The 23,272-nt window shown below is 40.0% G+C and carries 24 protein-coding genes and 1 pseudogene; 10 read left to right on the top strand and 15 right to left on the bottom strand.

What is annotated here, in order from left to right; translation table 11 throughout:
- Nucleotides 1–190 precede the first annotated feature (190 nt).
- Entirely contained in the window at nt 191–601 is a 411-nt protein-coding gene (locus tag HOP08_08255) for a response regulator (protein ID NOT74908.1), read from the top strand.
- Nucleotides 602–2,359: 1,758 nt separating this feature from the next.
- Here HOP08_08255 and HOP08_08260 read toward each other — a convergent pair.
- Nucleotides 2,360–2,782 carry a hypothetical protein gene (locus HOP08_08260; GenBank protein NOT74909.1) on the bottom strand — a complete coding sequence of 141 codons (423 nt, stop codon included), beginning with the start codon at nt 2,780–2,782 and terminating at the stop codon, nt 2,360–2,362.
- A gap of 23 nt (nt 2,783–2,805) precedes the next feature.
- Nucleotides 2,806–3,909, bottom strand: coding sequence for a hypothetical protein (locus tag HOP08_08265; GenBank protein NOT74910.1), 1,104 nt, complete (start codon nt 3,907–3,909; stop codon nt 2,806–2,808).
- Between the two features lie 295 nt (nt 3,910–4,204).
- On the opposite strand from HOP08_08265, the gene HOP08_08270 reads away from it, so the two are divergent.
- Together HOP08_08270 and HOP08_08275 are read left to right on the top strand one after the other, a co-directional pair.
- On the top strand, nt 4,205–5,152 hold the full coding sequence (locus HOP08_08270) for a hypothetical protein (protein NOT74911.1): 948 nt from the start codon (nt 4,205–4,207) through the stop codon (nt 5,150–5,152).
- Nucleotides 5,153–5,304: 152 nt separating this feature from the next.
- Nucleotides 5,305–5,610 carry a SnoaL-like domain-containing protein gene (locus HOP08_08275; GenBank protein ID NOT74912.1) on the top strand — a complete coding sequence of 102 codons (306 nt, stop codon included), beginning with the start codon at nt 5,305–5,307 and terminating at the stop codon, nt 5,608–5,610.
- Between the two features lie 75 nt (nt 5,611–5,685).
- On the opposite strand, the gene HOP08_08280 is transcribed toward HOP08_08275, so the two are convergent.
- The gene (locus HOP08_08280; GenBank protein NOT74913.1) at nt 5,686–6,579 is read right to left on the bottom strand and encodes a LysR family transcriptional regulator; all 894 of its coding nucleotides are present in this window, start codon (nt 6,577–6,579) and stop codon (nt 5,686–5,688) included.
- A gap of 139 nt (nt 6,580–6,718) precedes the next feature.
- Here HOP08_08280 and HOP08_08285 point away from each other — a divergent pair, with 139 nt between their 5' ends.
- Nucleotides 6,719–7,246: a GNAT family N-acetyltransferase gene (locus tag HOP08_08285; GenBank protein ID NOT74914.1), complete on the top strand. Its 528-nt coding sequence runs from the start codon at nt 6,719–6,721 to the stop codon at nt 7,244–7,246.
- A 543-nt stretch (nt 7,247–7,789) separates the two neighbouring features.
- Here the strand turns inward: HOP08_08285 and HOP08_08290 are convergent.
- The 6 genes from HOP08_08290 to HOP08_08315 form a co-directional block, all read right to left on the bottom strand.
- Nucleotides 7,790–8,197, bottom strand: coding sequence for a DoxX family protein (locus HOP08_08290; GenBank protein ID NOT74915.1), 408 nt, complete (start codon nt 8,195–8,197; stop codon nt 7,790–7,792).
- 13 nt (nt 8,198–8,210) lie between these two features.
- Nucleotides 8,211–8,639 carry a VOC family protein gene (locus HOP08_08295; protein ID NOT74916.1) on the bottom strand — a complete coding sequence of 143 codons (429 nt, stop codon included), beginning with the start codon at nt 8,637–8,639 and terminating at the stop codon, nt 8,211–8,213.
- A gap of 82 nt (nt 8,640–8,721) precedes the next feature.
- Nucleotides 8,722–9,276 carry a Crp/Fnr family transcriptional regulator gene (locus tag HOP08_08300; protein ID NOT74917.1) on the bottom strand — a complete coding sequence of 185 codons (555 nt, stop codon included), beginning with the start codon at nt 9,274–9,276 and terminating at the stop codon, nt 8,722–8,724.
- 40 nt (nt 9,277–9,316) lie between these two features.
- On the bottom strand, nt 9,317–10,525 hold the full coding sequence (locus HOP08_08305; protein NOT74918.1) for an FAD-dependent monooxygenase: 1,209 nt from the start codon (nt 10,523–10,525) through the stop codon (nt 9,317–9,319).
- Nucleotides 10,526–10,547: 22 nt separating this feature from the next.
- Nucleotides 10,548–11,057, bottom strand: coding sequence for a transposase (locus HOP08_08310; protein NOT74919.1), 510 nt, complete (start codon nt 11,055–11,057; stop codon nt 10,548–10,550).
- Nucleotides 11,054–11,725, bottom strand: a complete 672-nt coding sequence (locus HOP08_08315) for a DUF2807 domain-containing protein (protein NOT74920.1) — start codon at nt 11,723–11,725, stop codon at nt 11,054–11,056. Before HOP08_08315 ends, HOP08_08310 begins: the two co-directional genes overlap by 4 nt.
- A gap of 158 nt (nt 11,726–11,883) precedes the next feature.
- Between HOP08_08315 and HOP08_08320 the strand changes: the two genes are divergently transcribed.
- On the top strand, nt 11,884–12,876 hold the full coding sequence (locus HOP08_08320) for a helix-turn-helix transcriptional regulator (protein ID NOT74921.1): 993 nt from the start codon (nt 11,884–11,886) through the stop codon (nt 12,874–12,876).
- Between the two features lie 127 nt (nt 12,877–13,003).
- Here the strand turns inward: HOP08_08320 and HOP08_08325 are convergent, their stop codons facing one another.
- The 3 genes from HOP08_08325 to HOP08_08335 form a co-directional block, all read right to left on the bottom strand.
- Nucleotides 13,004–13,372, bottom strand: a complete 369-nt coding sequence (locus tag HOP08_08325; protein NOT74922.1) for a VOC family protein — start codon at nt 13,370–13,372, stop codon at nt 13,004–13,006.
- A 46-nt stretch (nt 13,373–13,418) separates the two neighbouring features.
- Complete coding sequence (locus HOP08_08330) at nt 13,419–14,030, bottom strand: hypothetical protein (protein NOT74923.1); 612 nt, start codon at nt 14,028–14,030, stop codon at nt 13,419–13,421.
- Between the two features lie 405 nt (nt 14,031–14,435).
- On the bottom strand, nt 14,436–15,221 hold the full coding sequence (locus HOP08_08335) for an RMD1 family protein (GenBank protein NOT74924.1): 786 nt from the start codon (nt 15,219–15,221) through the stop codon (nt 14,436–14,438).
- Between the two features lie 478 nt (nt 15,222–15,699).
- Between HOP08_08335 and HOP08_08340 the strand changes: the two genes are divergently transcribed.
- The 3 genes from HOP08_08340 to HOP08_08350 all read left to right on the top strand — a co-directional run bounded on the left by HOP08_08340 (nt 15,700) and on the right by HOP08_08350 (nt 18,500).
- Nucleotides 15,700–16,113, top strand: coding sequence for a hypothetical protein (locus tag HOP08_08340; protein ID NOT74925.1), 414 nt, complete (start codon nt 15,700–15,702; stop codon nt 16,111–16,113).
- Between the two features lie 84 nt (nt 16,114–16,197).
- On the top strand, nt 16,198–17,541 hold the full coding sequence (nhaD, locus tag HOP08_08345; protein ID NOT74926.1) for a sodium:proton antiporter NhaD: 1,344 nt from the start codon (nt 16,198–16,200) through the stop codon (nt 17,539–17,541).
- Between the two features lie 185 nt (nt 17,542–17,726).
- Nucleotides 17,727–18,500 (top strand): hypothetical protein, encoded by a 774-nt coding sequence (locus HOP08_08350; GenBank protein NOT74927.1) that lies wholly within the window; start codon nt 17,727–17,729, stop codon nt 18,498–18,500.
- Between the two features lie 163 nt (nt 18,501–18,663).
- On the opposite strand, the gene HOP08_08355 is transcribed toward HOP08_08350, so the two are convergent.
- The 3 genes and pseudogenes from HOP08_08355 to HOP08_08365 form a co-directional block, all read right to left on the bottom strand.
- The gene (locus tag HOP08_08355; GenBank protein ID NOT74928.1) at nt 18,664–19,086 is read right to left on the bottom strand and encodes an EamA family transporter; all 423 of its coding nucleotides are present in this window, start codon (nt 19,084–19,086) and stop codon (nt 18,664–18,666) included.
- A 30-nt stretch (nt 19,087–19,116) separates the two neighbouring features.
- Nucleotides 19,117–21,294: pseudogene (locus tag HOP08_08360) on the bottom strand (TonB-dependent receptor).
- An 83-nt stretch (nt 21,295–21,377) separates the two neighbouring features.
- On the bottom strand, nt 21,378–21,689 hold the full coding sequence (locus HOP08_08365; protein ID NOT74929.1) for a hypothetical protein: 312 nt from the start codon (nt 21,687–21,689) through the stop codon (nt 21,378–21,380).
- Between the two features lie 354 nt (nt 21,690–22,043).
- Between HOP08_08365 and HOP08_08370 the strand changes: the two genes are divergently transcribed.
- Nucleotides 22,044–22,373 (top strand): winged helix-turn-helix transcriptional regulator, encoded by a 330-nt coding sequence (locus HOP08_08370; GenBank protein NOT74930.1) that lies wholly within the window; start codon nt 22,044–22,046, stop codon nt 22,371–22,373.
- 57 nt (nt 22,374–22,430) lie between these two features.
- On the top strand, nt 22,431–23,246 hold the full coding sequence (locus HOP08_08375; protein NOT74931.1) for an arsenite methyltransferase: 816 nt from the start codon (nt 22,431–22,433) through the stop codon (nt 23,244–23,246).
- Nucleotides 23,247–23,272: the final 26 nt, after the last annotated feature.

The following is a 23,272-nucleotide window of genomic DNA, read 5'->3' on the forward strand; positions in this document are numbered from 1 at the left end:
TTTAATAATTCAAATACACGGCGTAAACCCTAATTACGCCTTTAATAATAGTATTCATTTTGGATTGCAAGAATTCACTTCAAATCGTTGACAGGCTTTAATCAAATGGGTATATTATATAAGTATTGATTTTCATGAGTAGTAGTTAACTCTGTTTTTTGACGCGAAAGAACCAATCAATATCGTAGCCATGCAATATCGAGTCCTTCTAATTGACGATGACCAGATAAGTGGATTTATCAGCAAAAAATATGTTGTAAGATCTGGCTATGCATATGAGGTCTTGATCGCTGAAAGCGGGCCAAGGGCTCTTCAAATAATTAAAAACCAAATCTCTGACAAGCAGCCAATTGATGTCATTTTACTTGACCTAAATATGCCAATGATAAGCGGCTGTGAGTTCTTGATAGAACTTGCAGCCCTTGACGACTTCGATATTAAGCGAGTGTTTATCATCATTTTAAGCAACAGCATGGACGAGGACGAAATCTCAGCCGCATTGGCTTGCGGAGCTAACCATTTTATCCCTAAGCCTCTGGATGAGAATTCAATTTTCCAATCATTCGAACAGTATCAGATTTGGAAAGTAAATCTTTTCTAATCAGTTTTTATCAAACTTTCAGTTTGGCAAAATCAATCACCTAGAGACATTAAATTGATGAATTTTTTAAACAAGTATTAAAAGAGCAGAGCACTGGAAGTATTCAATATTCCTTTTTTTCGAATAGCTCTGTCAATATCCCTTTTTTATAAGGTTATAAACTCGTTAAATGGATACAGAACAAAGAGATCAATGGCCTGAAAAAACAAACGTAACTTATTGCGGACAGCTATTCTACAATATATGATCCTTATCCACACTGAGATAACGCCTTGCGCCTTGTTGGAAAAAATGAGGCTAAATTGATGAGCATAAATCTCTGATAACAGACAATGATCTGTACTGACGAACAGAAACCACATACCGACTTACCGGAACTGAAATAAAGAAAATTGCTATTAACCCGATGGTAAAATAGATACAACAAACAAGGTAAATTAAAGAAAATTTTAATTCGACCTTATTTCTGTAGAGCTCCGCAATGGATTCAAGGATGATTGATGGAAGTAAATTGTGTTTTTTGAAAGCCATACTCAGTTCATCTGAAGATTGAAATTCTATTTACGATTACGGGTTAAGAATATCATTCTTCGAAAAATTATTATGAGGATGATAACGGTAAGTGCGATCGTTGTAAGAATCCAATGTGATCCCAAGAAAAACCCAATTTTATATGAAAGGCCCTCAGTTGATAATATCAAAATCATAACAGTTGTTTACTTCTTTTCAAGATCATGAAAATTTTGTTTCCGATAAATTATATATTATTGATGTAATGAAGACGAGGAGATTTACTATGCTATGGGTCAAACTTGTAAACAAGAGCGGTTTGTAACTGTTGGGATATATTAACTTAAAACGATAGAAGCAGTATGAAAATCCTAATCCAGCCAACAAGCCATAAAACATATACCAAACCGTGTCACTTATTGTGGTATACCAGAAAGGTGTCGAAAAAACTTGTACCATTTTTAAAATGAAGGAAGGAATACCCCAAGACCACGCCGGGCACGAAAACGTAGATCCGGTACAAATTGAATCATAATGCATCAGCGAAAATGCAATGGCTGAAACCACTATATAAACTGTGTTACTGAATCTAAAATTGCAATTTTTTTGTCAATTCATTGACCCATTTGTAGATCAGGAATTGAAATACCCAAGTTTCAAGGAAAGGCCAATTATAATAGTGGTAAATACTTTCAGGGGTGTTGACCAATTAGATATTCTGCTGTCTAAACTTACATTAAATTGATAGTAAAATAGGCTCAGAACTCCTTTTTAAAGAATTGTTATGCTGAGTAACTTTAGGATGAAATAAATGTCATCCTTTGGGGCGTACTTATTTTTGATCATTTTGATCTTCGATATATCAGAAAGAAACCAAAATAGAGCAGTTAAAAATTGTTTCTTCGAAGGGAATCTATTTGTTGGGGCGGTCAGCAACCGCTTTCATTGGTTTGCAAAATGACAGCCTAAACGTTCTAACGCAATTCATATTTTCAAACCTGGATGGTATGATAATCCTGTAAATTTGAATCCGAACTCACCTTGGATAATGGATTTGGTAAATTTCCAGACCTCAGCATTCCGTCTGAATTTGAAAATTGCAGAATCTGCAAATAGTTTGGCGTTAAAAATTGAGTTGAGGGTACTTGCGAAATGCAAATAACATATTACTCCTGATGGTAATTGAATGCTGCTAATCATGATTCTTCATGCTGTTAAAAATCAAGGGATAAAGTATCATCATAAAAATTAATCGGCAATCCTCACCATACACCGAACATCTTTAGCGTTTTCAAATTTTGCCCCCTCGGGAAAGTAGCATTCGACGCAGCATCCGTTTTCATCTATGCGGGGATCGTTTGTCAGTATGCTGAAAGATTTTTCGATCTGACTTATATTGTTTGGAAAATCCTGGATATAAAAGCTGAAGTACGATCCTTCTCTTAAAATATAACGTTCGAAGCCCGGTGGAATCTTTTCACTTTTCATGATTTCTTCTCCTGCCATGTACAAAATTCTATCATCATAAGAGTAGGATACGCCAAAACGTCTTCGACCATCTCCTTTAAAAATAGAGTTCATTTTTTTATGAGCTTCGCCTATACCATCCGGAAATGAAGCGGCCTTCACACAGCAAAGATCAATATCCTTGTCAAGTTTAAAATTGTCCATAGTTTTGAATTCTATTGAGGAAGCTATCTGGCGATCAGATTTATGAAGACCTCGGACCCTTTCCTTCGGTCGATTGAATTATAACAGGGTTGCAGTTGTTTGATCTCAAACCGGGGCAAGAATATATTCCTATAATCTTCAACACTTCCGCCAAACGGCGGACCGTCCTCTTCAAACATCTTAGTGAATATTACGCCTGTGAGATGACCGCCTTTGACGAGGAGCGAATGCATTTTTTCAGCATATTTCGCTCTTAACAGCGGGTCAATTGCTGAAAGAAAAGTTTGCTCGATGATGAGTTGATACTTTCCTTCATGATCAAAAAAGTCTCCCGTGATCACACTTAAGCGTTTACCAATTTCAGATTTGAATTTATTATGCAATGTGGCCGTGAGCGTAGGAGCAAGATCAATCAACGTAACATCAGCGAAGCCCTGATTCAGCAAGTATTCCGCCTCATAAGCATTTCCGCAACCCGGTATCAATATGGGTGACTTCCTATCCTGCCATTGATCAATGTATTCTTTGATGGGTGGCGATGGAAATCCAATGTCCCAACTGATATCGTTCGTGGTGTAGAAGTCATTCCAGTATTTTTGGGACAGGAATTTGCCGTGCATAGACTTTGGCTGATCTTTTTGGCGCTCGACACGTTCAAAATCAGTCACCTGATGAGTATGTCTTATGATGTGATTTTCAATCAATACAAGCCACTCATATTTTGTCAGGCTTCCCCAAGTGGGCAGTTCTATGTCAATACAGGTTTCGGTGAGGTCATCCGTATCAATCATTTCAAAAAGCCTTTTCTTGTTGTTATCAAGCATTGCGAACATCTCTATAACTGAGTATTTCCTTTCGTCAGGTTCGAGAATATTCGCAGTGGGAAATTTCGTCGTAAAATCCAGGAACAAGGTCTTGATAGCAATTGCATGAAGATCGTAGGGCCTGTCAGTTTTCAAAGTCCTTCCAAAATTACTATCAGTGCTTTTGATTATATGGTCTGCGACCTCTCCAACTGTCCAGCCACCATCAGCTCTTTTTGTGTTTATGTCACCGTGCCCTTTGATGGCTCCCTTAAAACTCTCAAAGGCAGTATGAATTTGCTCTCTCAATAAAAGTTTATTCATAATTGGTTGAAATTATGGCTCAAAAAAACCTAAATCGAATACCATAAAAAAATGCTTTATTTTCATTGATTGATAGCATAAATGCATCAAAGTGGGAAGGACAGCGGAAGCATTTAGATGTTGAGAATCAAATGAAGTCACAATCACAAACTACATTGATAAATGCCTACTCACCAATTAACTTCAAATGCACGACGTCATTACAATGCATAATTAATATTGACTGATAACCACAATGTCTCGATTGAAGCGATGATTGTAGTGTTGAAAAACCGTTCTTGCAGCTGCGATGCCTATGAAAATATTTGGTGACAAATTCAAAAAGAAATCGACGGGACTTTATCTTAAAGTGGTTATATATTTCACTCTATTTGGAGTTATTGCCTCATGCTGGGGTTACAAAACAACTAACGTTGTGTATCCTTTCCCCAGGCCTGACTCTATTTCGATGCAATTTCTGCCAGGCACCGTTACCTCAAACGTGCTGGATTTTAATTTAGCCTATTCCCCCGATGGCAAGTCATTCTACTTCGGTCGTTCTGAACAGGGGAAGTGGGTATTATTTGTAACTACTTTTGATGGTAACGCGTGGAACAAGCCAGTACATCCTGCTTTCAATGATCTCCGATACTCCGAAGCAGATCCTGTATTTGCACAGGATGGAGCACTTTATTTTATTTCATCGAGACCTCGTGATCAAACAGATACTATTGACGATTACGACATCTGGAGGGTGAAGCCGATCGACGAAGGCCGATGGAGTGAATCAGAAAATATGTCGGCTATAAATTCAGATAGCAATGAATTTTACATTTCCTTCGCTCCTGGTGGAAATTTATATTTCTCATCGGCCAGGCAAGGTGGATACGGTGAAGAAGACCTATATGTAAGTGAATATTATGATGGTAAATATGGAAGTCCGATAAATTTAGGGTCCTCGGTAAATTCAAAAGGCTCGGATCACGACCCGTTAATCGTAGGGAATGAAAAATATCTGATCTTCTCTTCGCCAGGTCGTTCGGATAGCTATGGTCAGGCCGATCTGTATTTTTCAAAACGCATCAACAAATCCAAGTGGAGTTCCGCTGGTAATCTTGGGAAACGCTTCAACACGCCTACCTATGAATACTGCCCCTATTTAAGTCCTGATAACAAGTACTTTTTCTATAGCTCGGAGTATGATGTTAAGTGGATCAATTCGGATTATTTATTCAAAGACATGAACGATAAAGAAAACAAATAAAAAAGTAAATTCACTTTTCACTACCTCAATGAAGGCGTATGAACGAGAACAGTAAAACTACCCGTAACAAGGCAAATTATCTGGCAGCTAAAGAGTCATTTAATCAAAATGATATTTATAAATGCTTATAATACTATTCTCCCGATCATGAAGTGAAATCGGCTGGTGGAGAACCAGGCCGGCACGTTATACAACTTTTTTTTGAAAGCATACGTGCATTGTGGGAAGATATCACAATCTCCGTTGAACACGTTGTTGCAGAAGACAATTGGGTAATGGGCAGGAGTGTTGCAACCGCAACGCATTCTAAAATTGTAATGGGTGTCCCGCCAACAAACCGGCAGATCAAGGTTTCTTTTTGGGATTTACATCTCTTCAACGATGAAGGACAGATTATCCAGACATGGAATCAGATTGACAACGCGGCAATCATGAAGCAGATTGGTTTGCTGTCATAAATGAAGTTAATGTCCATCATGATCGGGTAGCTTAAGGTCACATGGGGTCAGCACCATGATTTTATTCTCAGCGTCTTATGCAATCTTTATTTCTTTGAATATTCTCAGGAAAAGGGCAATATATTCTTTCAATTCTTCCTCTCTTTCCTTTAACCAGACAAAGCGCATTTCAACTTTTGCCGATATATCAGTAAGTTCAAAATACTTAATGTTCAAATTCACTGAATTTATCGCCGACTTTGCAATGATAGTTACTCCGAGCCCTTCGCTCACCATTCTTAAATTTGTTGAAGCATTTGGCGATTGAAAGACAACAGTGGGTGTGAAGCCATGCTTTTGAAAGATACTGTATAAAAGGTCACTATACGAGTGCCCGTCTTCTCTTGCAGGGAGAATCCAATCTACCGCGGCTAACTCCCTAAGGTCAGAACTCTTTTTGAAGTCAAACTTCAAATTCTTCGGCATTACCACAACAAAATTTTCCTTGTAAAGTAGTGCTGAGTCAAATCCATCCGGTCCCATTTCATTCGGTATTATGCCAAATTGAAGTTCGCGATCAAGTATTTTGCTAAATATCACACGACAAGAATTTTCCAGTAGTCCTATTTTTAATCCTGGATATGATTTAGTAATCGTCTTTAAGAAAGACGGCATTACAGAATGCATCGCGGAACTGACGTGCCCCATATTTATTTCACCTGCTTCGCCCTGGTGGATCAGGCTTGCTTTCTTCTGTGCTTCGCTTAAATGTTTAAGTATTCTTCTGATTTCGACCTGAAAGAATTGACCTGCTGCCGTAAGCTTGATTTGTTTTTTAGTGCGGTCAAATAATTCTGCACCAATCTCATTTTCTAGGTTTTTTATCTGGCGACTTAATGCTGGTTGGGCTATATAGATGTTGCTGCTTGCTTTGTGGAAGTTTAACACGTCCGCTACAGTGAGAAAATTTTTTAACTGCTCTATGCTCATATCCATCGATTCATTTTTGCTATCGATCAAGCGAAATTAAGTATTTTTTGTTACCGGATAAATTGGCGTGTTTAGTTAACCAATTTGGCCGCATGCCCTTTGTGTAACTTTTTTTCATGTCGCTAATGATATTATTTCAATGATCTTCAAAGCATCATCAGAACATGTTGAAATACTCAGCACGCTTGGGGCCGAGACATTTTATGCTTCACACAAGGATAGTGCTCCCGCGCAGGAGATCTTCACCTATATGAGAAAGATCTACACCCTAGAATCTATCAGAAAAGAGTTAACCAATTCTTCAAATATTTACCATCTCATCGAGCATGAAAGCAAAATAGTTGGGTTTTCAAAAATAGCTTTTGATATGGGTCATCCTTCAATTCAGTCAGAACATGTATCTAAAATGAATCAAATTTATTTATTGGAGCCATTTCATGGCCTGAGGCTAGGCACAAAATTGTTGAACTATAATATTGAATTGTCAACATTAAATGGGCAGACCGGAATGTGGCTAATTGTATGGGTTGGCAATACAACAGCGATAACCTTTTATAAAAGACATAACTTTTCCATCGTCAAGCAGGATCAATTTCATCTCACAGGTTCCCACGTCAGTCCATGCTATATAATGTTTTTAGATTATAAGGCAACAAGAATTATCTGATACTTAAGAGTTTACGCTACCCTTACCTATTTTCAAAGACACAAACTTTAGGTTTTTTAGGACTGATCCTGAATTTGACATCCATGACGATGAAGGATATTTTTTATCTGAGATTATTGTCACTTGCTGCAAACACCGCATACATAGTATATGGCTTATTTATTGGTGCAACGCCGATTGTGCTGGGAAGCTTTATCGCGGTAATTATTCATTCCTCCAGCATTTATCGACTTAACATCCGAAGCAAAGAGTTTAAAAAAGCATTTGGCTCAATAAATTTAGGTAGAAAGTTTCATCTGGCCTTAATATAAGTATGTTGCAAAAGATATTTTCAAAGCAGTATCATCTGTCATTAGTATTAATTTATTCTTAATAATTGTACAAAATGGTTCAGCAGTAATGCATCATCATTCATGAAATGGATTGGCTCAGACGGAAAAATGTTTTGCGAATGCAGCATGAAAAGATTAGAAGTGGGTTGTCAAATTTCAAGAAAAAAAGCCGACACAATATCTGTCAGCCTTTTCCTTGTGAAATCGTCCTTTATATGATTTTGGCTTTTTCGAAACTGTAGGATCGTTCTAATCTAACCGTCGCTCTCTTATCATTATATATATATGACAGGATCATAAGTCCAATCGGAACGATCATAACAAACGTCGAATCTTGTAATCCATCCACAGAAACCATTGAATAGACAGCGCCGATCAGGTCAAAGCATAATCCGGCATAAGCCCACTCACGGATCTTTGGATAACCGGGAACGAGTATAGCGACCACTCCAAGAACTTTCATCACTCCGATAAAAGGAATAAAATAGAGTGGATAACCCAGGTGATCGAACTGGGCTTTGGCATCGTGGATCATCATGATGTCGGGGATCGCGGATGCAAGCATAAATGCTGCGAAGAGTCCTGTAGCAATCCAGTATATTCTGTTTGTCGCTTTCATAAGACTATGCGTTTTATTGTGGGCAGTTGAACATCCATTGAATACCATACTTGTCTACACACGAACCGAAGTATCCCCAGAACTGATCGCCGATCGGTGTCGTTACTTTTCCCTCCTTGCTAAGTTCATCAAAGAGCCGCTTGGTTTCTTTCTTGGTATCCGGCTCAAGGCTGATATGGAAATTGTTTCCATTCGAAATGTTAAAGCCCATCGACTCCGGTGCATCTGTTCCCATCAAAACATGTCCGCCAACAATTGGGATCTCAATGTGCATGATCAGCTTCTTCTGCTCGTCACTGAGCGGTGCTTCGGGATTCGCTGGCAGATCGCCAAAGCGCTGAATGCCGTTACCACCAAATTCTGTTTTGAACACAGATTTGTAAAACTTGAAAACTTCCTCAGTCTTGTCGGGGAAATTTAAATACGTGTTTGTGCGTGCCATAACTTTTTTGTTTAGTTGTTTATGATGGATCAAAACTATGACCGCATCATGGCGTGCACATTGATGTAGGTTAAGAAAGACCTTACCTCAATTTTGGATGCTTTCTTGTCAGCTCTTTTCGAACGCGGCTTAACCCTTCTGGTGTGACCCCCAGATACGAAGCAATCATCCACTGAGGCACGCGCTGGTAAAGCGAAGGATAAGTCTTTACAAATTCCAAATACCGCTCTTCTGCTGTAGCTGTGAGCAAATGATTAATCCTTTTTTGCATTACTCTGATATTGTTATGCAACGCGCGGTGGTTGAATTCACGAAATAACTTACTAACATCCGATGCTTTGTTGATAAAATTCTCATCCATGATATACACCACAGTATCTTCGAGCGCTTCGATAAAAAATTCGGTCGGCTGATTGAAATACGCGCTACTCCTATCACTCACAAGGAAATTCTCCGGTGAAAAATGAATGATATGTTCCTTATCGTTACTGTCAATGGTGAATTGTCGCACCAATCCCTTTTCAATGAAAAAGATATTCTTGCATCGATCGCCGGGTCGCACCAGGAATTCACCTTTTAAGTAGGTCTTCGTTTTAAAACAATCGGGCAACTGCTTCAGATCGTCCTCTGTAAGCATTGCTTTTTTGGTAAGATATATTTCGAAGTTGCTCACCGTTTCAGTCCGTCGATACCTTATACGAATACACCCAATCCATTTTCTTCGCTTCTGATTTCAGAAATATCGGCAATAGCAGGTCGCGAAAGAACTGTTGGAATTTGTTGGGTGCCGTCTTGGTATCGCCCACTTTTCTCGCTTGCTGAACAATTTTCTCTACTCTGGATTGTCTCAGCTCCTGAAATTGATGAAATGCATTTGAAACATCGTAATATTTATGCAGAAAATTGGCCAGCACCAAAGTATCCTCGAGTGCCAGTGACGCACCTTGACCAATATGTGGTGCAGTTGCATGGGCGGCATCTCCTATCAGACAAATCCTTCCGCTGTACCAAGTTTTCAAAGACGGAATGTCATAAATTGGATAAATCTCTATGGTCTTACTGGCTTCGATGATCTTGCGTATAATCGGCCGATCGTTTCGATGTAAATCAATAAGCGTTTTTTGAAGATTCGCCTTTTCGATTCCCGTCAACTCGTTTCTTTCCGGTTCCTGCTTTCTTGCAATATTATTGAACCACCAGATCTCACCACGGTTGGAAACAGCGTAGGCAAAAAATCCACGCTCGCCGAAGATCATGTGAATACCATCCTCCATTCCTTTTGTATTGTCAATCGTAGAAAAACCACCCGTCGACAACAAACCGGTGTAAGTAATGCGTGGTGTATTTCCGAGAAACGATTTCCGGACGGCCGAATGAATTCCATCACAACCAATTAGAAAGTCAGCTGTTGCACTGGAGCCATCCTCGAAATATGCGGTAACGTTGTTCTTAGTTTGATTTGTCGACGACAGTTTTTTGCCGGTGTGAATTTCTATTCCCTTCGCCATTGCCGCATTCCGGATAGAGGAGTTAATGAGACTGCGTCGTACCTGGACGAGCTCTGCACCATAGCGTTCCGTTTGATACCTGTTGTCTAACTCGCCAATGCGCTTGTTCTTCGAGTTATAAAAGACAATCCTTCCCGGACAATAATCGGTCAAAATATTTTCAATCAGAATAAACTCTTTCAGCACATTCAGGCCATTTGGAGAGACGCCGAGAAATAATCCTTCAGCATCATTGAAAGACTTACGTGATTCATAAATCACAGATGAAATCCCTTTCCTCTGCAAGGCGAGCGCCATAGCAGGACCTGCAATACCACAACCGATTATAATCGCCTTACGGTTTTCCCCTTTCTCATTCGTTGATGTTGCAAAATTCATATTAGTATTCTTTAAGGGTGATCTATTTCAAAATAAAAAACTGCTTGTTCAATGGAATCAAGGCAAAAGACAGCAACATAAATATTGCACCACGTACATTACTCCAGAATTCCCACGCATCGGCCTTTGCTTTCAATGCGACGTCAACCGTCTCACTGTAAGGATAGTCCCAGAAGCTTATTAGAATCGGCGCAAAATAGGCGAGCGTCCAAACTCTGACGGAAAAGTGTATAACAAAAATGATGAGCAGTGGATTTTTCCTGTACTTTATCCGCCAGTTGAGAATGATGGCCGCTATGAAAAATACTTCGTGAATGCTGTGAGAAATAATCCAGAAGGCTTTGTATCGCAGACCGTATTCGCCCTGAAAGATATGGAACGATGCGGGCGGTGCCGACGTCCACAACGGTACGACATTCGCTGCTTCCCAAAGACCAGCGCCATTAATTAATAAGTATATCACGGTTGTGATCAATAATGTTGCGTTTGCCCAGGGACTAGGGACTGCATGTTGTTTCAGTGTTGTATTCATAATATCAATCGTTTATGTATGATCTCTCCTTCCCCTTTTTGATTGACATCTATCAACTTTCCATTTCCATAGTAATGAACATAACCTTCGCCAAAGTGTGCAATAGAGATGGTTCTGTTTGACATCACTTCAACATTTCCTTCGCTCATGTTTCTGATCCTCACATCTTCCGCGATCAGTTCTCTTGCAAAAAGATTTCCTTCAGCCTGAGTTTTGATATCCGCTTCAATACATTTCCCCCGAAGGATTACATCACCATGACTTTGAATGAGCATCTTCAATGCTGGTACTTCCACCTGTAAGATCACGTTCCCGCCGCTCTGAATTTTTACTTCAAATGGGCACGACTGGGAAATAGGAGTTTTACTTATGACGTCTCCGTGTTCACACCGAACATACATTTTGGCAAGCTGCCGGAAATAGACTTTGACTTTCAGACTGGTAAAATCCAGTCCGCGATACCCTGCTTCGGCAGTAACGTAGAGGGTCCTCCCTGAATTGGTTGCCGTCACATAGTCGATTAGATTTTCGTCTGCCTCAAATTCGACGCGTTCTTCATCAGATTGATAAAGCTCCACCTGTCCATTCACTGACAGATGAAGATGTAAAAATGAACTCACCGGCATCATTTTTTGCATCAGTATTCCATTTCCCTTCGTTGTTGTCATTTTTCGTAATCGTTTAAAGTTCATGTTCTTTCGAACGGGTTCAGATATTGATGATTGAAATCAAGCCTCTCTTTTTCTTAATTTTGATGTAATAAAGAACGGACGCATCAGGCTGGGGGATTTCTACTACAGGGAGTAACATTTATATTTCAGGGAATATGGCCTTTCAAATAAAAAGCGCTGACGACGACAGCATCCTGCATAAAAACACGATGTCGGAGAATGACTTCAATGTCAATCGGCTGAATGGTGAATGGTTGCAACTGGACCATCAACAAGGAACAATGAAAATGAGGCAGTGGATGTTTGATGGAGTGAGGATGGCGTATTCTGATTGCACTTTTCAAAAACCACTTACGTTGAACTGGCAAGGTGACCTAGAGATTGTGACGATGTATTTCAGTTTAAAAGGAAGTGTGTCGATTGGTGGTGGCGATGCCGTTCCATTCGAGCTGGGTAATAATCAACAGAACATGTTTTATGGTACGGAAGCTGCCGGCTTTATGAAAGTCGATGAGCTCCGGCTGAAGTCGTTTATGATTCAATTCAACAAAGATGCTTTTCTGAGAATTGCCAGTGGGGGAACCGACGCGTTAAAATATTTTGCTGATTGCGTGTCCAGCGGAAAAACAACTGCCTTTTCAAACACGAATTTGTCGGTTGATCTCTTCACGCAAAACGCAATTGATGCTGTCATGAATTGCAAATTTTCCGATTCATTGAAGCGGATTTTCTTTTTGTCGAAGGCAATGGAGTTGATGGTATTGCAAGCGGAAGCACATACAAGATCATTGTCCGACAGGCCAACATTTGTCAGGACGGACTACGACAAGGATAGGATCATTTTTGCGCGTGACTACATGCTGCAACATATCGAGATGCCACCTACTATTCCGGAACTTTCAAAGATTGCAGGTATCAATGCATTCAAGCTGAAGAAGGGTTACAAAGAAATATTTGGCAGCACAATTTTTGGACACCTCGCGGAAGCGCGATTTGATCTCGCCAAATTGGCGTTACAGGAAGGCTCGAAAACCGTTGCACAGATTGCATTTGAACTTGGTTATTCTTCCATTCAACATTTCAGCACAGCTTTCAAAAAACGGTATAATGTTTCGCCAAGTCAAATGAAAAAAAATAGTCGCTTGTAGCATTAGAAAAATCGAGAAACTTTATCTGCATTCGATTATCCAGTTGCTGGAGATTCTTTCCAAATGCAAGCTTGCACCACGATTTGATAAGTGAATTTCCTTTGGCAGGATTAAAGCCCAATATAAATTATCCGTTAGAATGCAGCGCAAGTTTATTTCCTTCAGGATCATGGAATAATGCCCAATATCCTTTTGGCGGTGATATTTGAGTTTTCGCCATTACTATTTTGCCACCGGCGTTTTCAATTTTAGCCAATGTATCATTTAAGACTTTTGTCAATTTCAAATAAACGATCGCTCCGTTTGCAGAAGGTTTGAAGTTTGGCAATTGGAATAGATGACCAACATCATTGTTTTCCTTATCGACAAAATATGCCATCGGAAACGGGATGTTGAGATTTCTTTTAATAAGTCCATCTGTTATCTCAAAATAGAATTTAAATGCTCTTTCAAAATTGTCCGATGGGATTGCCACATAGCTAAAGATGTTTTTCATTTCATATTTGATTAGGGGTGGATCAGTCAAAATTCAAAGAATGTGATCACTTATCATACTTCCAAAATCTGCCTTTCCCTAAAGCCAGCCACGCTAACGATTCCTCAATTCTTTTTTGACGCGTGCCCTCCGTTTTAGCATCTATGATCCATACCAAATAATCTTTGCGAAACGAATCAGATTTTGAATCCCAAACTGCTTTGGCTTTTTTATTTAGCGTCAACTTGTCAACGAAATAATCTGGTACCTGGATTACTTTAGGCGTTTCAGATTTTTGCTTAACCTTTTTCACTCCGCTTTCATTTAAAACCATTGCTTCCTTTATATACGCTATTAACACTTTCTTTGTTGGCAAATCGGATATGTCTTTTATTTTGTCCATGTCCCCAAATTTTTTTCCCGCTTTTACACTATCGAGAATGGCCGGGTCCTTCATCATTTCTGCTTTGTACAGGCTAAATGAACAATGATTTTTGAATCCACCTAGCATACATAAATGATCACCTTTGTAGGAATAATGAGGTGTACCCCATTTTATATCTTCTTCCACGTCAGGGCACGTTTCATGTATCAAATGTCGTAAGTGCGTCAGAATTGGTTTTGCGAAAGCCGCAGCTTTCCTTATGTATGCCTCTACTTTTTTATTTAACTGTGCCATTTTTTATATTTTTAATTGTTCTAAAAATAGAATAAAGAAGCTGAGTTGATATTTTTAACTATGATTTTTGATATCAGTCTTACAGGGCGGTCATTTTTCGCAAAAGATTCAAAGTAGATTGCATTACTTGCGGCAAGAACTTTCTTGCCATAGGCTAAGAAGGCATTATTGTTGGAGCCAGCTACTATTTGACCGGATACCAGAATTGTGTAGAAGGTTTTTCAAGTCTTTCATTTTTACGAAGTTAAAATTGAATTGTTCTATTGCATTCATCTACTAAAGTTGTTAGAAGCCTAAGGCAAAAGCCTGAATTTTCCATTTTAGATCAGTCCAAAAAATGGGAGGACGTCATGGTCAGAAAAACCAATGACAATTAGCTGTTCAAGAAAGAAGAACCTCATTTATTTACAGAAATTTCGAAATAAAAAGATCAAAGACTTCGATCAGAATTAAGATAACGATGATCCACTCCAGACGATTGCTTTCGCGCTGGTTCGAAATTTCTCTGAATACACTAAGATTAGACTGAATGATTCTGAGTGTGTATTCTATTTCGCTAAACCTTACTTTCAAATCGAAATGTTTCATCAGACCCTGGTGGAGAGTGTCGAGGTATTCATTTTCCCATACCTGTTCAGGAGCATCGAAAATATAGATATTGTCTGCGATATCATTTTGAGTATTCAGCGCGCGGCCAATGAACTTCATCATATTCTTTCGGTTAATATTGAGCCTGCCGGTCGATTGAAGGTCATTTGTAAAGCCTTTAATCTCCGTCAGCAGATTTTCAGAAAGTCCGTTGTAATGATCAAGCGCAACGGATTGACCCAGGTTAAGCATTGTAACACGAATGACGGAATCATCAGTATGGTCCACCGAGACGTGATCGAATTCAAATCTTAGTTCACAGCCGGGAATAACCTGTAGCAGGTAATCATCGCGTAGCCACGTTTCAGCATTTTTTAGATGAGGGGCGACAGACTTAATTGCTGATTGTATCTCTTCGTCATTATGATCGCAGAAGACTACTACTCCATAATTGAAATAGTATAGGTATTTCCCTTCGCCACAGTGATAAAAAAGCTCTGAAGAACTATCGCCAATAGGTTTGGCTTGAACCATGGACTTGATTCCTTTGAGGTCTATCTGGTTCGCAACTCGTATCGCCGAAAGTTTAACAATGGTTTCCATGAGAGCCAATGGCATTCAAATCAACTTTCTCATTTTCTATCTTAAGTGACGTGTTTAGTTAAATTTAACAAAAAGAGTTGACATTCTGTTTCAACGAAATTTGGTCAATACCACCAAATTTCGCTTTCGCTCCCCAGCCGAAACTTTCAGAAACTACTAACAACAATTCATTCTCGCCTTTTTTCAACGTAAGAAATAATGTATCGAAGAATCCAATCGTGCCAAAAAACTTGTGATTCTGGGGCGGTCAGTCATAGATAAACACCACTGGACCAGTAACAGCGATGCTGTCGATAGTTATCAGTTGGGTTTGTATTTGTTCTTTTATGCGGCGTTGACCGCTATATCAAAAAATAGATGGCCAGGAGGACGATGGTTGTCAACGCTATGAATAAGGCTTTTTTGTTATATCGACGATCTCTGAAGTTGAGAGTTTAATTTACCAGATAATAGTAAAAATATCTACCTTCAGGGCTCAATGAAGCACATATTCCTTTTCTTTTGTCTGACTCTTTTTGGATTCCTGTCATTTCCTGCCAGTGGAATTTCAAATGAGGATAGCGCTTTAATCCTGACAGTTCCAAGTAACAGTGATGGAGATTTATTCGCTGAAAAACTCGTCGTCAAAGAAGAAGCAAACCTGGCAACCTTTATTAGACAGCCTTTAAGTGATCCTAGCAATAGAAAGGGAAATGGATCCACAATAGTTCGCACCCCGGATGATCTTATTCAATCTTCCGTCCTTGAATTTCATGACAGGTATGATGCCACTCTGGAAATAGTTGACAGCAAAGAAGAATTTAAGTGGAGGTATTCATCCATCCCTCCACCAAGACAATACTCACTTCTACGAATATTGTTTAGGGCTATAATTGCCCCTAATGCACCTTAATTAACAAAGTCAGGAAATTAATTTTCTCTTCAATTCAGTTGAAGAGCCTTCTTGTTATTTGTCAAATCTCAAAATTTTCTAACATTGGAAATCTATATCGTCATCATTTTTGTTGTTGGTTATCTGGCCATTGCGCTGGAGCATCCAATTAAGATCAATAAGACAGCTACTGCGCTCGTTACCGGCGTGCTCTGCTGGACGCTGTTTGCGTTAGATGTACCCAGCAGTTCCTTTTTGACTAGCGCTTATTTTACGGAATTTGCCAATACCCAAAAGGCTTTGGCCAATCCGTCCCAAGTTTATCAATTATTCATCAACGATGAGCTTTCTCATAATTTAAGCCAGATTGCTTCAATCCTTTTCTTTCTGATCGGCGCAATGACCATTGTAGAGCTGATCGATGCGCATCAGGGTTTCCGGTTTATTACCGACAGGATCAAGACCAAAGATGTCCGGAAGATGCTTTGGATTATCTGCTGGGTTGCCTTCTTTCTCTCCGCGATTCTTGATAACCTCACCACCGCCATCGTGATGGTTTCTCTGGTGCGCAAACTTATCCAGGACCGCGAACGCAGGTTGCTTTTCGCGGGCATGATCATCATCGCAGCAAATGCGGGTGGGGCGTGGTCACCGATCGGTGATGTTACTACCACAATGTTATGGATAGGAGGCCAGATATCACCAGTCCCAATTATCAAGACATTGTTGATCCCGAGCATCATTAGCCTTCTAATCCCCGTGATTTATTTAAGCTTTACACTGAAAGGCACCATTGAGAGCAGCATAGAAGAAACAGCCGCAGACGGTGACCAGGATTCAAAGGGTGGAAAAATAATGTTACTGGTGGGAATCGGGGCATTGATATTCGTTCCTGTGTTCAAGACCATCACTCATCTTCCTCCTTACATCGGAATCTTGCTGGGGCTCGGGGTTTTATGGGTCGTTTCCGAATTTATCAACCCTCATCTCGATGAAGGCGAACGCAAGAAGTATTCCGCCGGACATGCCTTGTCAAGGATTGATACTTCCAGTGTGCTTTTTTTCTTTGGCATTCTTCTGGCTGTTGGCGCACTTGAATCCATGCAGACGCTCCATCATTTTGCAGAGTACCTAGAGCACCTGATAGGTGATAAGAAAATTATCATCACACTGATTGGCATGTTCTCATCTATTATTGATAATGTGCCGCTGGTAGCGGCCTGCATGGGAATGTATTCTGTTGACGTGTATCCGATGGACCATATGATCTGGGAATACCTGGCTTATTGCGCTGGTACAGGTGGAAGTCTGCTCGTAATCGGATCAGCGGCCGGTGTTGCGGTTATGGGAATGGAGAAAATGGACTTTATCTGGTATCTAAAGAAGATCAGCTTTCTGGCTTTCACTGGCTACGCGGCAGGTGCTGCTGCGTTTCTAATTGTCAATTGACCTGGTTTCTATAATTAGAAGAGGTTGCCCATTTCGGTAAATTAAATAATCTAATTGTCTTGAAGACTATTTAGGCCAATAAAGGCATTTCGTCAGCCGGATGATCTGCCTTTATTTTCTACCGATGGGATCTGAGCTTATTGAAATATTGCCTCAAGAGGTTTACTGAATTTCCATACGAAAGAATGAATTATTTAAGAAGCCAATACCTGTTGACAGTGCTTTTAGCGGTGATTGCTTCGACTTCATTTGCACAGCAAAATTTATTCAACGTTCCAAGCTCGGACATTACCTCTCGTAACAAGCTTTTCTATCAGCAACAACTGAACTTTACCTCGGGATTCATTCAGTTCAATACAACCTTCAGTTATGGCCTGCGAAAGAATATGGAAGTCGGTGTAAACCTTGTCGGACTTAATCTTAACAAAACCTCTTCCGGTCCTTCTTTCATCACGAACGCCAGTCCTTCGACGCCACCATTCTATCCTTATTACACTGTAAATTTTCAAAAGGCGTTTCCACTGAATAATGTATTCAAGATTGCTATTGGTACGCAGACTGGTCTTTCGGATAACGCTGATTTTGGAAGTTATATCTATTCAAATTTTGTGTCGGTTTTGCCAAATATCAAGACCAAAATAATTACGGGCATTTACTGGGGGTCAGATTCTTTTCTCGGCCCGGAAGACAGGAGTGAGTTATTACCTCAGGGAACTAACGTTGGTACCCAGATTGGGATAGAGCAACCAATACTAAAGGAGAGATTCTTTCTGATTGTAGAAAATATTTCTGGCAGGCATAGTCTGGGCGAAACATCTTTGGGATCAGCGTGGCTATTTTCAAAACACTGGATGTTGTCAATGGTATGTCAATTTCCAAACTATCAGGGGCAATCCACAAAAAGCCTTGGTACTAGAATTGACGTACGTTCCGAAACATCATTGAAGGACTTGAAATGACCTGTTAAACACTATCTGTTGCTCCCTTGGGTAGAAAATAAATTTCCGGATTGAGGCTATCGCCAACAGAATGCACAGTTTAGTTGCCGCGATCAGCGTAAGCAGTAACCATCAAACGTCGTTGGTTTTTGGTTTAACTACTTTTTGGAAAACACTTTGTGATCTATTTCCATACCAATACAATCATCCCTGAAAGGATAAGGCCAGCACCAATGAGTACTTTGGGTGTTGCAGGCTCTTTTAATAAAATGAAGGACAATAGGAGCGTGATCACTATACTGGCTTTGTCAATCGCCGCAACGTAGGAAACCAGTCCGTCTTTCATTGCTCTATAGTAAAATATCCAGCTTACCGTCGTCGTAATACCTGAGCAGATTAATAAGATGGTCTGTTTCGTTGTAAGCAGTCCTAAATCCTTTGTTTTTCCTGTAAGTAAAATAAATGTCGTGATGAGAAAAAAAATGGTTGTTGTTCGAATACCCAGGCCAAGGTCAGAATTGATATTCTGAAGACCGTACTTAGCAAGGACTGATGTTAGGCCGGCAAAAATCATTGCGATGATCGCATATAAAATCCAGGTTTGCATAGTTGTTTATTTTAGATGGCTGAATGAACATTAGAATGAAAGCTTAAACCCTCCGTTGAATATGAACCCGTCAATAGGTGAATATATCTCTTTGAATTGAGGATTTTGAATCGTTCCTGTATAGATCGGGTCAAATCTGGTTTGCCTCGAATCAAGAAAATTTTCTCCGTTTGCAAAGAGGCTGAAGTGTTCAAATTTCCGTTCAATCGAAAGCCCCATGATCCAATAATCACGGGTGAGTTCTCCACTCGATAGATATTGCTGCCCCACATAAAATGCTTCGTAGGCCAGACGAAGCTTACCTTCGATTTCATACATAATGTTGGTGTTAATTCTGTGTTTCGCAGTTAATGGATTAAAACTACTTACGTTGTCGAAATTACGATCAGCATCAATGTAGGTGTAGCCGACATAAACGGTTAAATCTTCGACACTTAATTTAACATTTGTCTCAAAACCTTTTGAGGTGAGTTTCCCATTAGCATTATAGAATGAATAATTTCCATTCGATCCAGCGGCACTGTTCAAAATTAGCGGATCTGTCAACGCTGTATAAAAGAATAACTGGTTGATTGAAATATCCATTTCATCCGAAAGGGCTGTTTTGTAGTTAACATCGAAATTTCCGCCAACAGAACGCTCCGCTTTTACAGTATTAAGATCAAGAGGCTGGATATTGCGGAAACTTTTTGTTTCTGCTTCTTCAGAAAATACGGTTGGAGCCTTGTAACCAATACCACCACCCACTCTGGAAGTTAGCTTATTGGTAAATTTATACATGAAAGAAATCCGTGGTAGCACGAAGAGATCGTGCTGGCTATTATAATCTACTCTAAGTCCGGTTTCCAGAACTGTTTTATTGAAGGGTTTATAGTTGTTCTGTGCGAAAATGCCACCAGTGGTTAACTGATAGTCCAACGGAAATGCTAAAGGCTGGGATTGAGTAAACCTGTCGGTCCAGAGATTGCTACCCATCACCCATTCGCTTTTTTCGTTCGGTATGAGATAGCTCACCTCCGAGTAACTTGATATCTGGTTCCCGGAGAAATTATAGTCTGACAAACTAATCTCTCTGGAAAAGTATCCCACGCTATTTTTTGCAGTCAGAATAGATTTATTCTCAAAAATCTTTTCCAGTTTAAACTGAGTAGAATAGCGATTTGACTTGTTCGTTTCGAAATATGTATGGGTAGCGTCTCCGTTTCCTTCAATGACTTTCATGTCGCCACCCGTCCGGTCTTCAAAACTCGTGTTTACACCGAAGCTAAGGGTGGTTTCGTCAGCATAGTAAAACAAACGTGGATTAAAAGTATAGCGGGTAAATTTGGGAATATCTGAAAAGCCATCACTGTTTCTGTCGAAAGCTTCTTGCGTATTGCGGGCAGTAAAAAGTGTGATTCCAAATTTATTAAATTTTTCGGCGTAGTACCCGCTCAGATCAAGGGCCTTTGTCTGATTCGTATTTGCAAGAAAGGAAATTTCCCTTTTCTCGGTTGGAACTTTAGTCACAAGGTTAATAAGACCTGCAATGGCGCCACCTCCGTATAACGTAGAGGCGGAGCCCTTGATTACTTCAACACGCTTTAAGTCTAGCGGAGGTATTTGCAAAATACTTAGGCCTGAAGAGAAACCTGAGTAGATCGGAAAACCGTCTCTCAGTAGTTGTGTGTATTTTCAATCGAGACCCTGAATGCGGATACTGGTGCTGGCTGAAGTAGCCGAGGTCTGTTGGGTTTGAATGCCCGTACTCTCGGTTAGAAGCATTTTTATATTTCCCGGTTGCATACTTGCTTTCTCATCGAGTTCTCCTGCCGATATTGTTTCAATACGGGTGGGGATATCGTCAATGGATCTGCTGCTACGGGTGGCAGAAACTACGACTTCACTGAGGTTTGTCTGGTCTGGTATCAGGTCAATCTCTACTATGTTGTTTGACCGTAATGGGAAAACAATGGTTTTTTCCCTGGTTTTGTATCCGACAAAGGAGAACTCCAGAATTTGTTTTCCATCCGGAATATTCCTGATCTCAAGAATACCTTTTTCGTCGGAACTTGATCCTGTTGTTGTGTCCTTTAGTCTTCCCGTGGCACCAATCAATGTTTCTTTTGTCTCTTCATCGATCAATCGTGCCTTAAAAATATTCTGTGATGAAGCAGTGTATGCCGTAAGGCATAACAGTGCTGTAGATATCGTATTGCTAAAATTCATAACCGTGGGTTTACTGATGTTTAAATAATAAACTTCCCAAAACACCTTGAGTGGGTGTCCGAAATCAATAAGTCACGGTAGTATCAGATCAGGAAAGTTGACTTGAGCAAGAACAACTTGGGCCGGTAGAAATAATTGGATGAGAGAGGCTCAGTGCGGGGAAGTGTTTTCGCAAAATGAGAAGCAACGAAAACAGGCCGAATGATCTCGGCAGAAACAATTTTAGCAAACTCAACATGGAATATTCGTTGCGTTACCTTACTGTCAATCTTGACGAATGAGTCGTAGGTGTCAAAGAAATCATTCTCATAATCAAAGATATCTACCTCCAGTGTTGCCATGGAGAAGAAAATTCCCAGAAGAGCGGCTATTACTATTTTAGATTCCTTTTTCATTGTCGCAGAATAAAGATAAGAAAAAGAGAGCTTGACCCATCGATTCGTAGATTAAAAATCGCGGCCTTAGTTGCAGTGGAGATCCGTGCTTGCTGATCATTATTTCGCTCGGTTCAATAATCTCAAGTGATGGTCAGTTTTTAAATGTAGTCCTTAGCATAAAAGACTGATCTCGATCAACGTGACCCCATTCCGGCGCTGAAATTTTTTTGGTGATATTTCAGAATAAAGACGTCAACAATTGTCTACTAAAAACTCCGAAGGTTCAGTAAGCATTACCTTTGAATATTCATCGTTCGCAGGCAGCATTTTGGAGAATTAAAATCTATATCGTAATATTGCGTTATAGTAATTATGGGCATCACCAAATCAGAATTATTCAAGAAGAGTCAAAATAAGATCGCAGATCTTGCGAAAGCGTTCGACCACCCGGCACGGGTTGCCATCATTGAATATCTCCTGGCTAATAACACCTGCATTTGTAATGACCTGGTACTTGAACTTCCCCTATCACAGTCGACCATTACCCAACATTTAAAGGAGCTGAAACGAATCGGCATCATTAAGGGGGAAGTGGAAGGCCCCAAAGTAAATTATTGCATTGATGAAAAGGTCTGGGAAAATGCAAAAGATATATTCATAAATATGTTCACCAAATACGTCAAGAAGAACGACTGCTGCTGATATTTTTTTGCCTAAGCATAACGTAATATTACAATAATACACTATCACAAAACTATTATGGAAACCGCCGAAACATCGAATGAACTAAAGCAAATTGTTAAGGACAAGTACAGCCAGATTGCTGAACAAAGTAAGGAGTCAAACGAGTCAAGCTGTTGCGGAGCAACGGGATGCGCGACGGTAGACTATACCGTAATGTCAGATGACTATTCGAACGTAAAAGGATATGAAGCTACCGCTGACCTCGGACTTGGTTGCGGTTTACCAACAGAGTTTGCAAAGATCAGCGAAGGAAATACAGTGGTAGATCTTGGTTCGGGAGCTGGTAATGATGCATTCATCGCACGTTCGATTGTTGGAGAAAAAGGGAAAGTGATCGGAATTGACTTCACCGATAAAATGGTTGAGAAGGCAAAGCTCAATACGAAAAAGCTTGGATTCAAGAACGTAGAATTCCTGAAAGGTGACATCGAAGCTATGCCACTGGAAGACAATATCGCTGATGTCGTTGTGAGTAACTGTGTCTTGAATCTTGTGCCAGATAAGAAAAAGGCGTTTGAAGAAACTTTTAGAATTCTTAAAAATGGCGGGCACTTTAGCGTATCGGATATTGTCCTGATCGGAAACCTTCCGGTGGGACTACAAAAAAGTGCCGAGATGTATGCCGGATGTGTTTCGGGAGCTATTCAGGTGGACGATTATCTGGAGATCATTAAACAAACAGGATTCATCAATCTTAAGATACAGAAAATGAAACGCATAAAACTTCCAGAGGAGATACTGAGTGAGTATCTGACAAAAGAAGAGATAGTGAAGTTCTTAAGTGGCACAGACGGAATTTTTAGCGCTACCACCTACGCTGAGAAACCCTAATCGAAAAAACTATAACCAAAAATAAA

It is taken from the genome of Cyclobacteriaceae bacterium, assembly GCA_013141055.1.
Lineage (GTDB): Bacteria > Bacteroidota > Bacteroidia > Cytophagales > Cyclobacteriaceae > ELB16-189.

Bases quoted from the DNA above. Each gene is read 5' to 3' on its own strand.
- HOP08_08350 (NOT74927.1), top strand. From the start codon at position 17,727: ATGAATTATTTAAGAAGCCAATACCTGTTGACAGTGCTTTTAGCGGTG.
- HOP08_08290 (NOT74915.1), bottom strand. From the start codon at position 8,197: ATGAAAGCGACAAACAGAATATACTGGATTGCTACAGGACTCTTCGCA.
- HOP08_08305 (NOT74918.1), bottom strand. From the start codon at position 10,525: ATGAATTTTGCAACATCAACGAATGAGAAAGGGGAAAACCGTAAGGCG.
- HOP08_08315 (NOT74920.1), bottom strand. From the start codon at position 11,725: ATGACAACAACGAAGGGAAATGGAATACTGATGCAAAAAATGATGCCG.
- HOP08_08365 (NOT74929.1), bottom strand. From the start codon at position 21,689: ATGAAAAAGGAATCTAAAATAGTAATAGCCGCTCTTCTGGGAATTTTC.
- HOP08_08285 (NOT74914.1), top strand. From the start codon at position 6,719: ATGATCTTCAAAGCATCATCAGAACATGTTGAAATACTCAGCACGCTT.
- HOP08_08270 (NOT74911.1), top strand. From the start codon at position 4,205: ATGAAAATATTTGGTGACAAATTCAAAAAGAAATCGACGGGACTTTAT.
- HOP08_08300 (NOT74917.1), bottom strand. From the start codon at position 9,276: ATGCTTACAGAGGACGATCTGAAGCAGTTGCCCGATTGTTTTAAAACG.
- HOP08_08340 (NOT74925.1), top strand. From the start codon at position 15,700: ATGAAGCACATATTCCTTTTCTTTTGTCTGACTCTTTTTGGATTCCTG.
- HOP08_08295 (NOT74916.1), bottom strand. From the start codon at position 8,639: ATGGCACGCACAAACACGTATTTAAATTTCCCCGACAAGACTGAGGAA.
- HOP08_08265 (NOT74910.1), bottom strand. From the start codon at position 3,909: ATGAATAAACTTTTATTGAGAGAGCAAATTCATACTGCCTTTGAGAGT.
- HOP08_08325 (NOT74922.1), bottom strand. From the start codon at position 13,372: ATGAAAAACATCTTTAGCTATGTGGCAATCCCATCGGACAATTTTGAA.
- HOP08_08355 (NOT74928.1), bottom strand. From the start codon at position 19,086: ATGCAAACCTGGATTTTATATGCGATCATCGCAATGATTTTTGCCGGC.
- HOP08_08370 (NOT74930.1), top strand. From the start codon at position 22,044: ATGGGCATCACCAAATCAGAATTATTCAAGAAGAGTCAAAATAAGATC.
- HOP08_08310 (NOT74919.1), bottom strand. From the start codon at position 11,057: ATGAATACAACACTGAAACAACATGCAGTCCCTAGTCCCTGGGCAAAC.
- HOP08_08280 (NOT74913.1), bottom strand. From the start codon at position 6,579: ATGAGCATAGAGCAGTTAAAAAATTTTCTCACTGTAGCGGACGTGTTA.
- HOP08_08320 (NOT74921.1), top strand. From the start codon at position 11,884: ATGGCCTTTCAAATAAAAAGCGCTGACGACGACAGCATCCTGCATAAA.
- HOP08_08335 (NOT74924.1), bottom strand. From the start codon at position 15,221: ATGGAAACCATTGTTAAACTTTCGGCGATACGAGTTGCGAACCAGATA.
- HOP08_08330 (NOT74923.1), bottom strand. From the start codon at position 14,030: ATGGCACAGTTAAATAAAAAAGTAGAGGCATACATAAGGAAAGCTGCG.
- HOP08_08255 (NOT74908.1), top strand. From the start codon at position 191: ATGCAATATCGAGTCCTTCTAATTGACGATGACCAGATAAGTGGATTT.
- HOP08_08375 (NOT74931.1), top strand. From the start codon at position 22,431: ATGGAAACCGCCGAAACATCGAATGAACTAAAGCAAATTGTTAAGGAC.
- HOP08_08260 (NOT74909.1), bottom strand. From the start codon at position 2,782: ATGGACAATTTTAAACTTGACAAGGATATTGATCTTTGCTGTGTGAAG.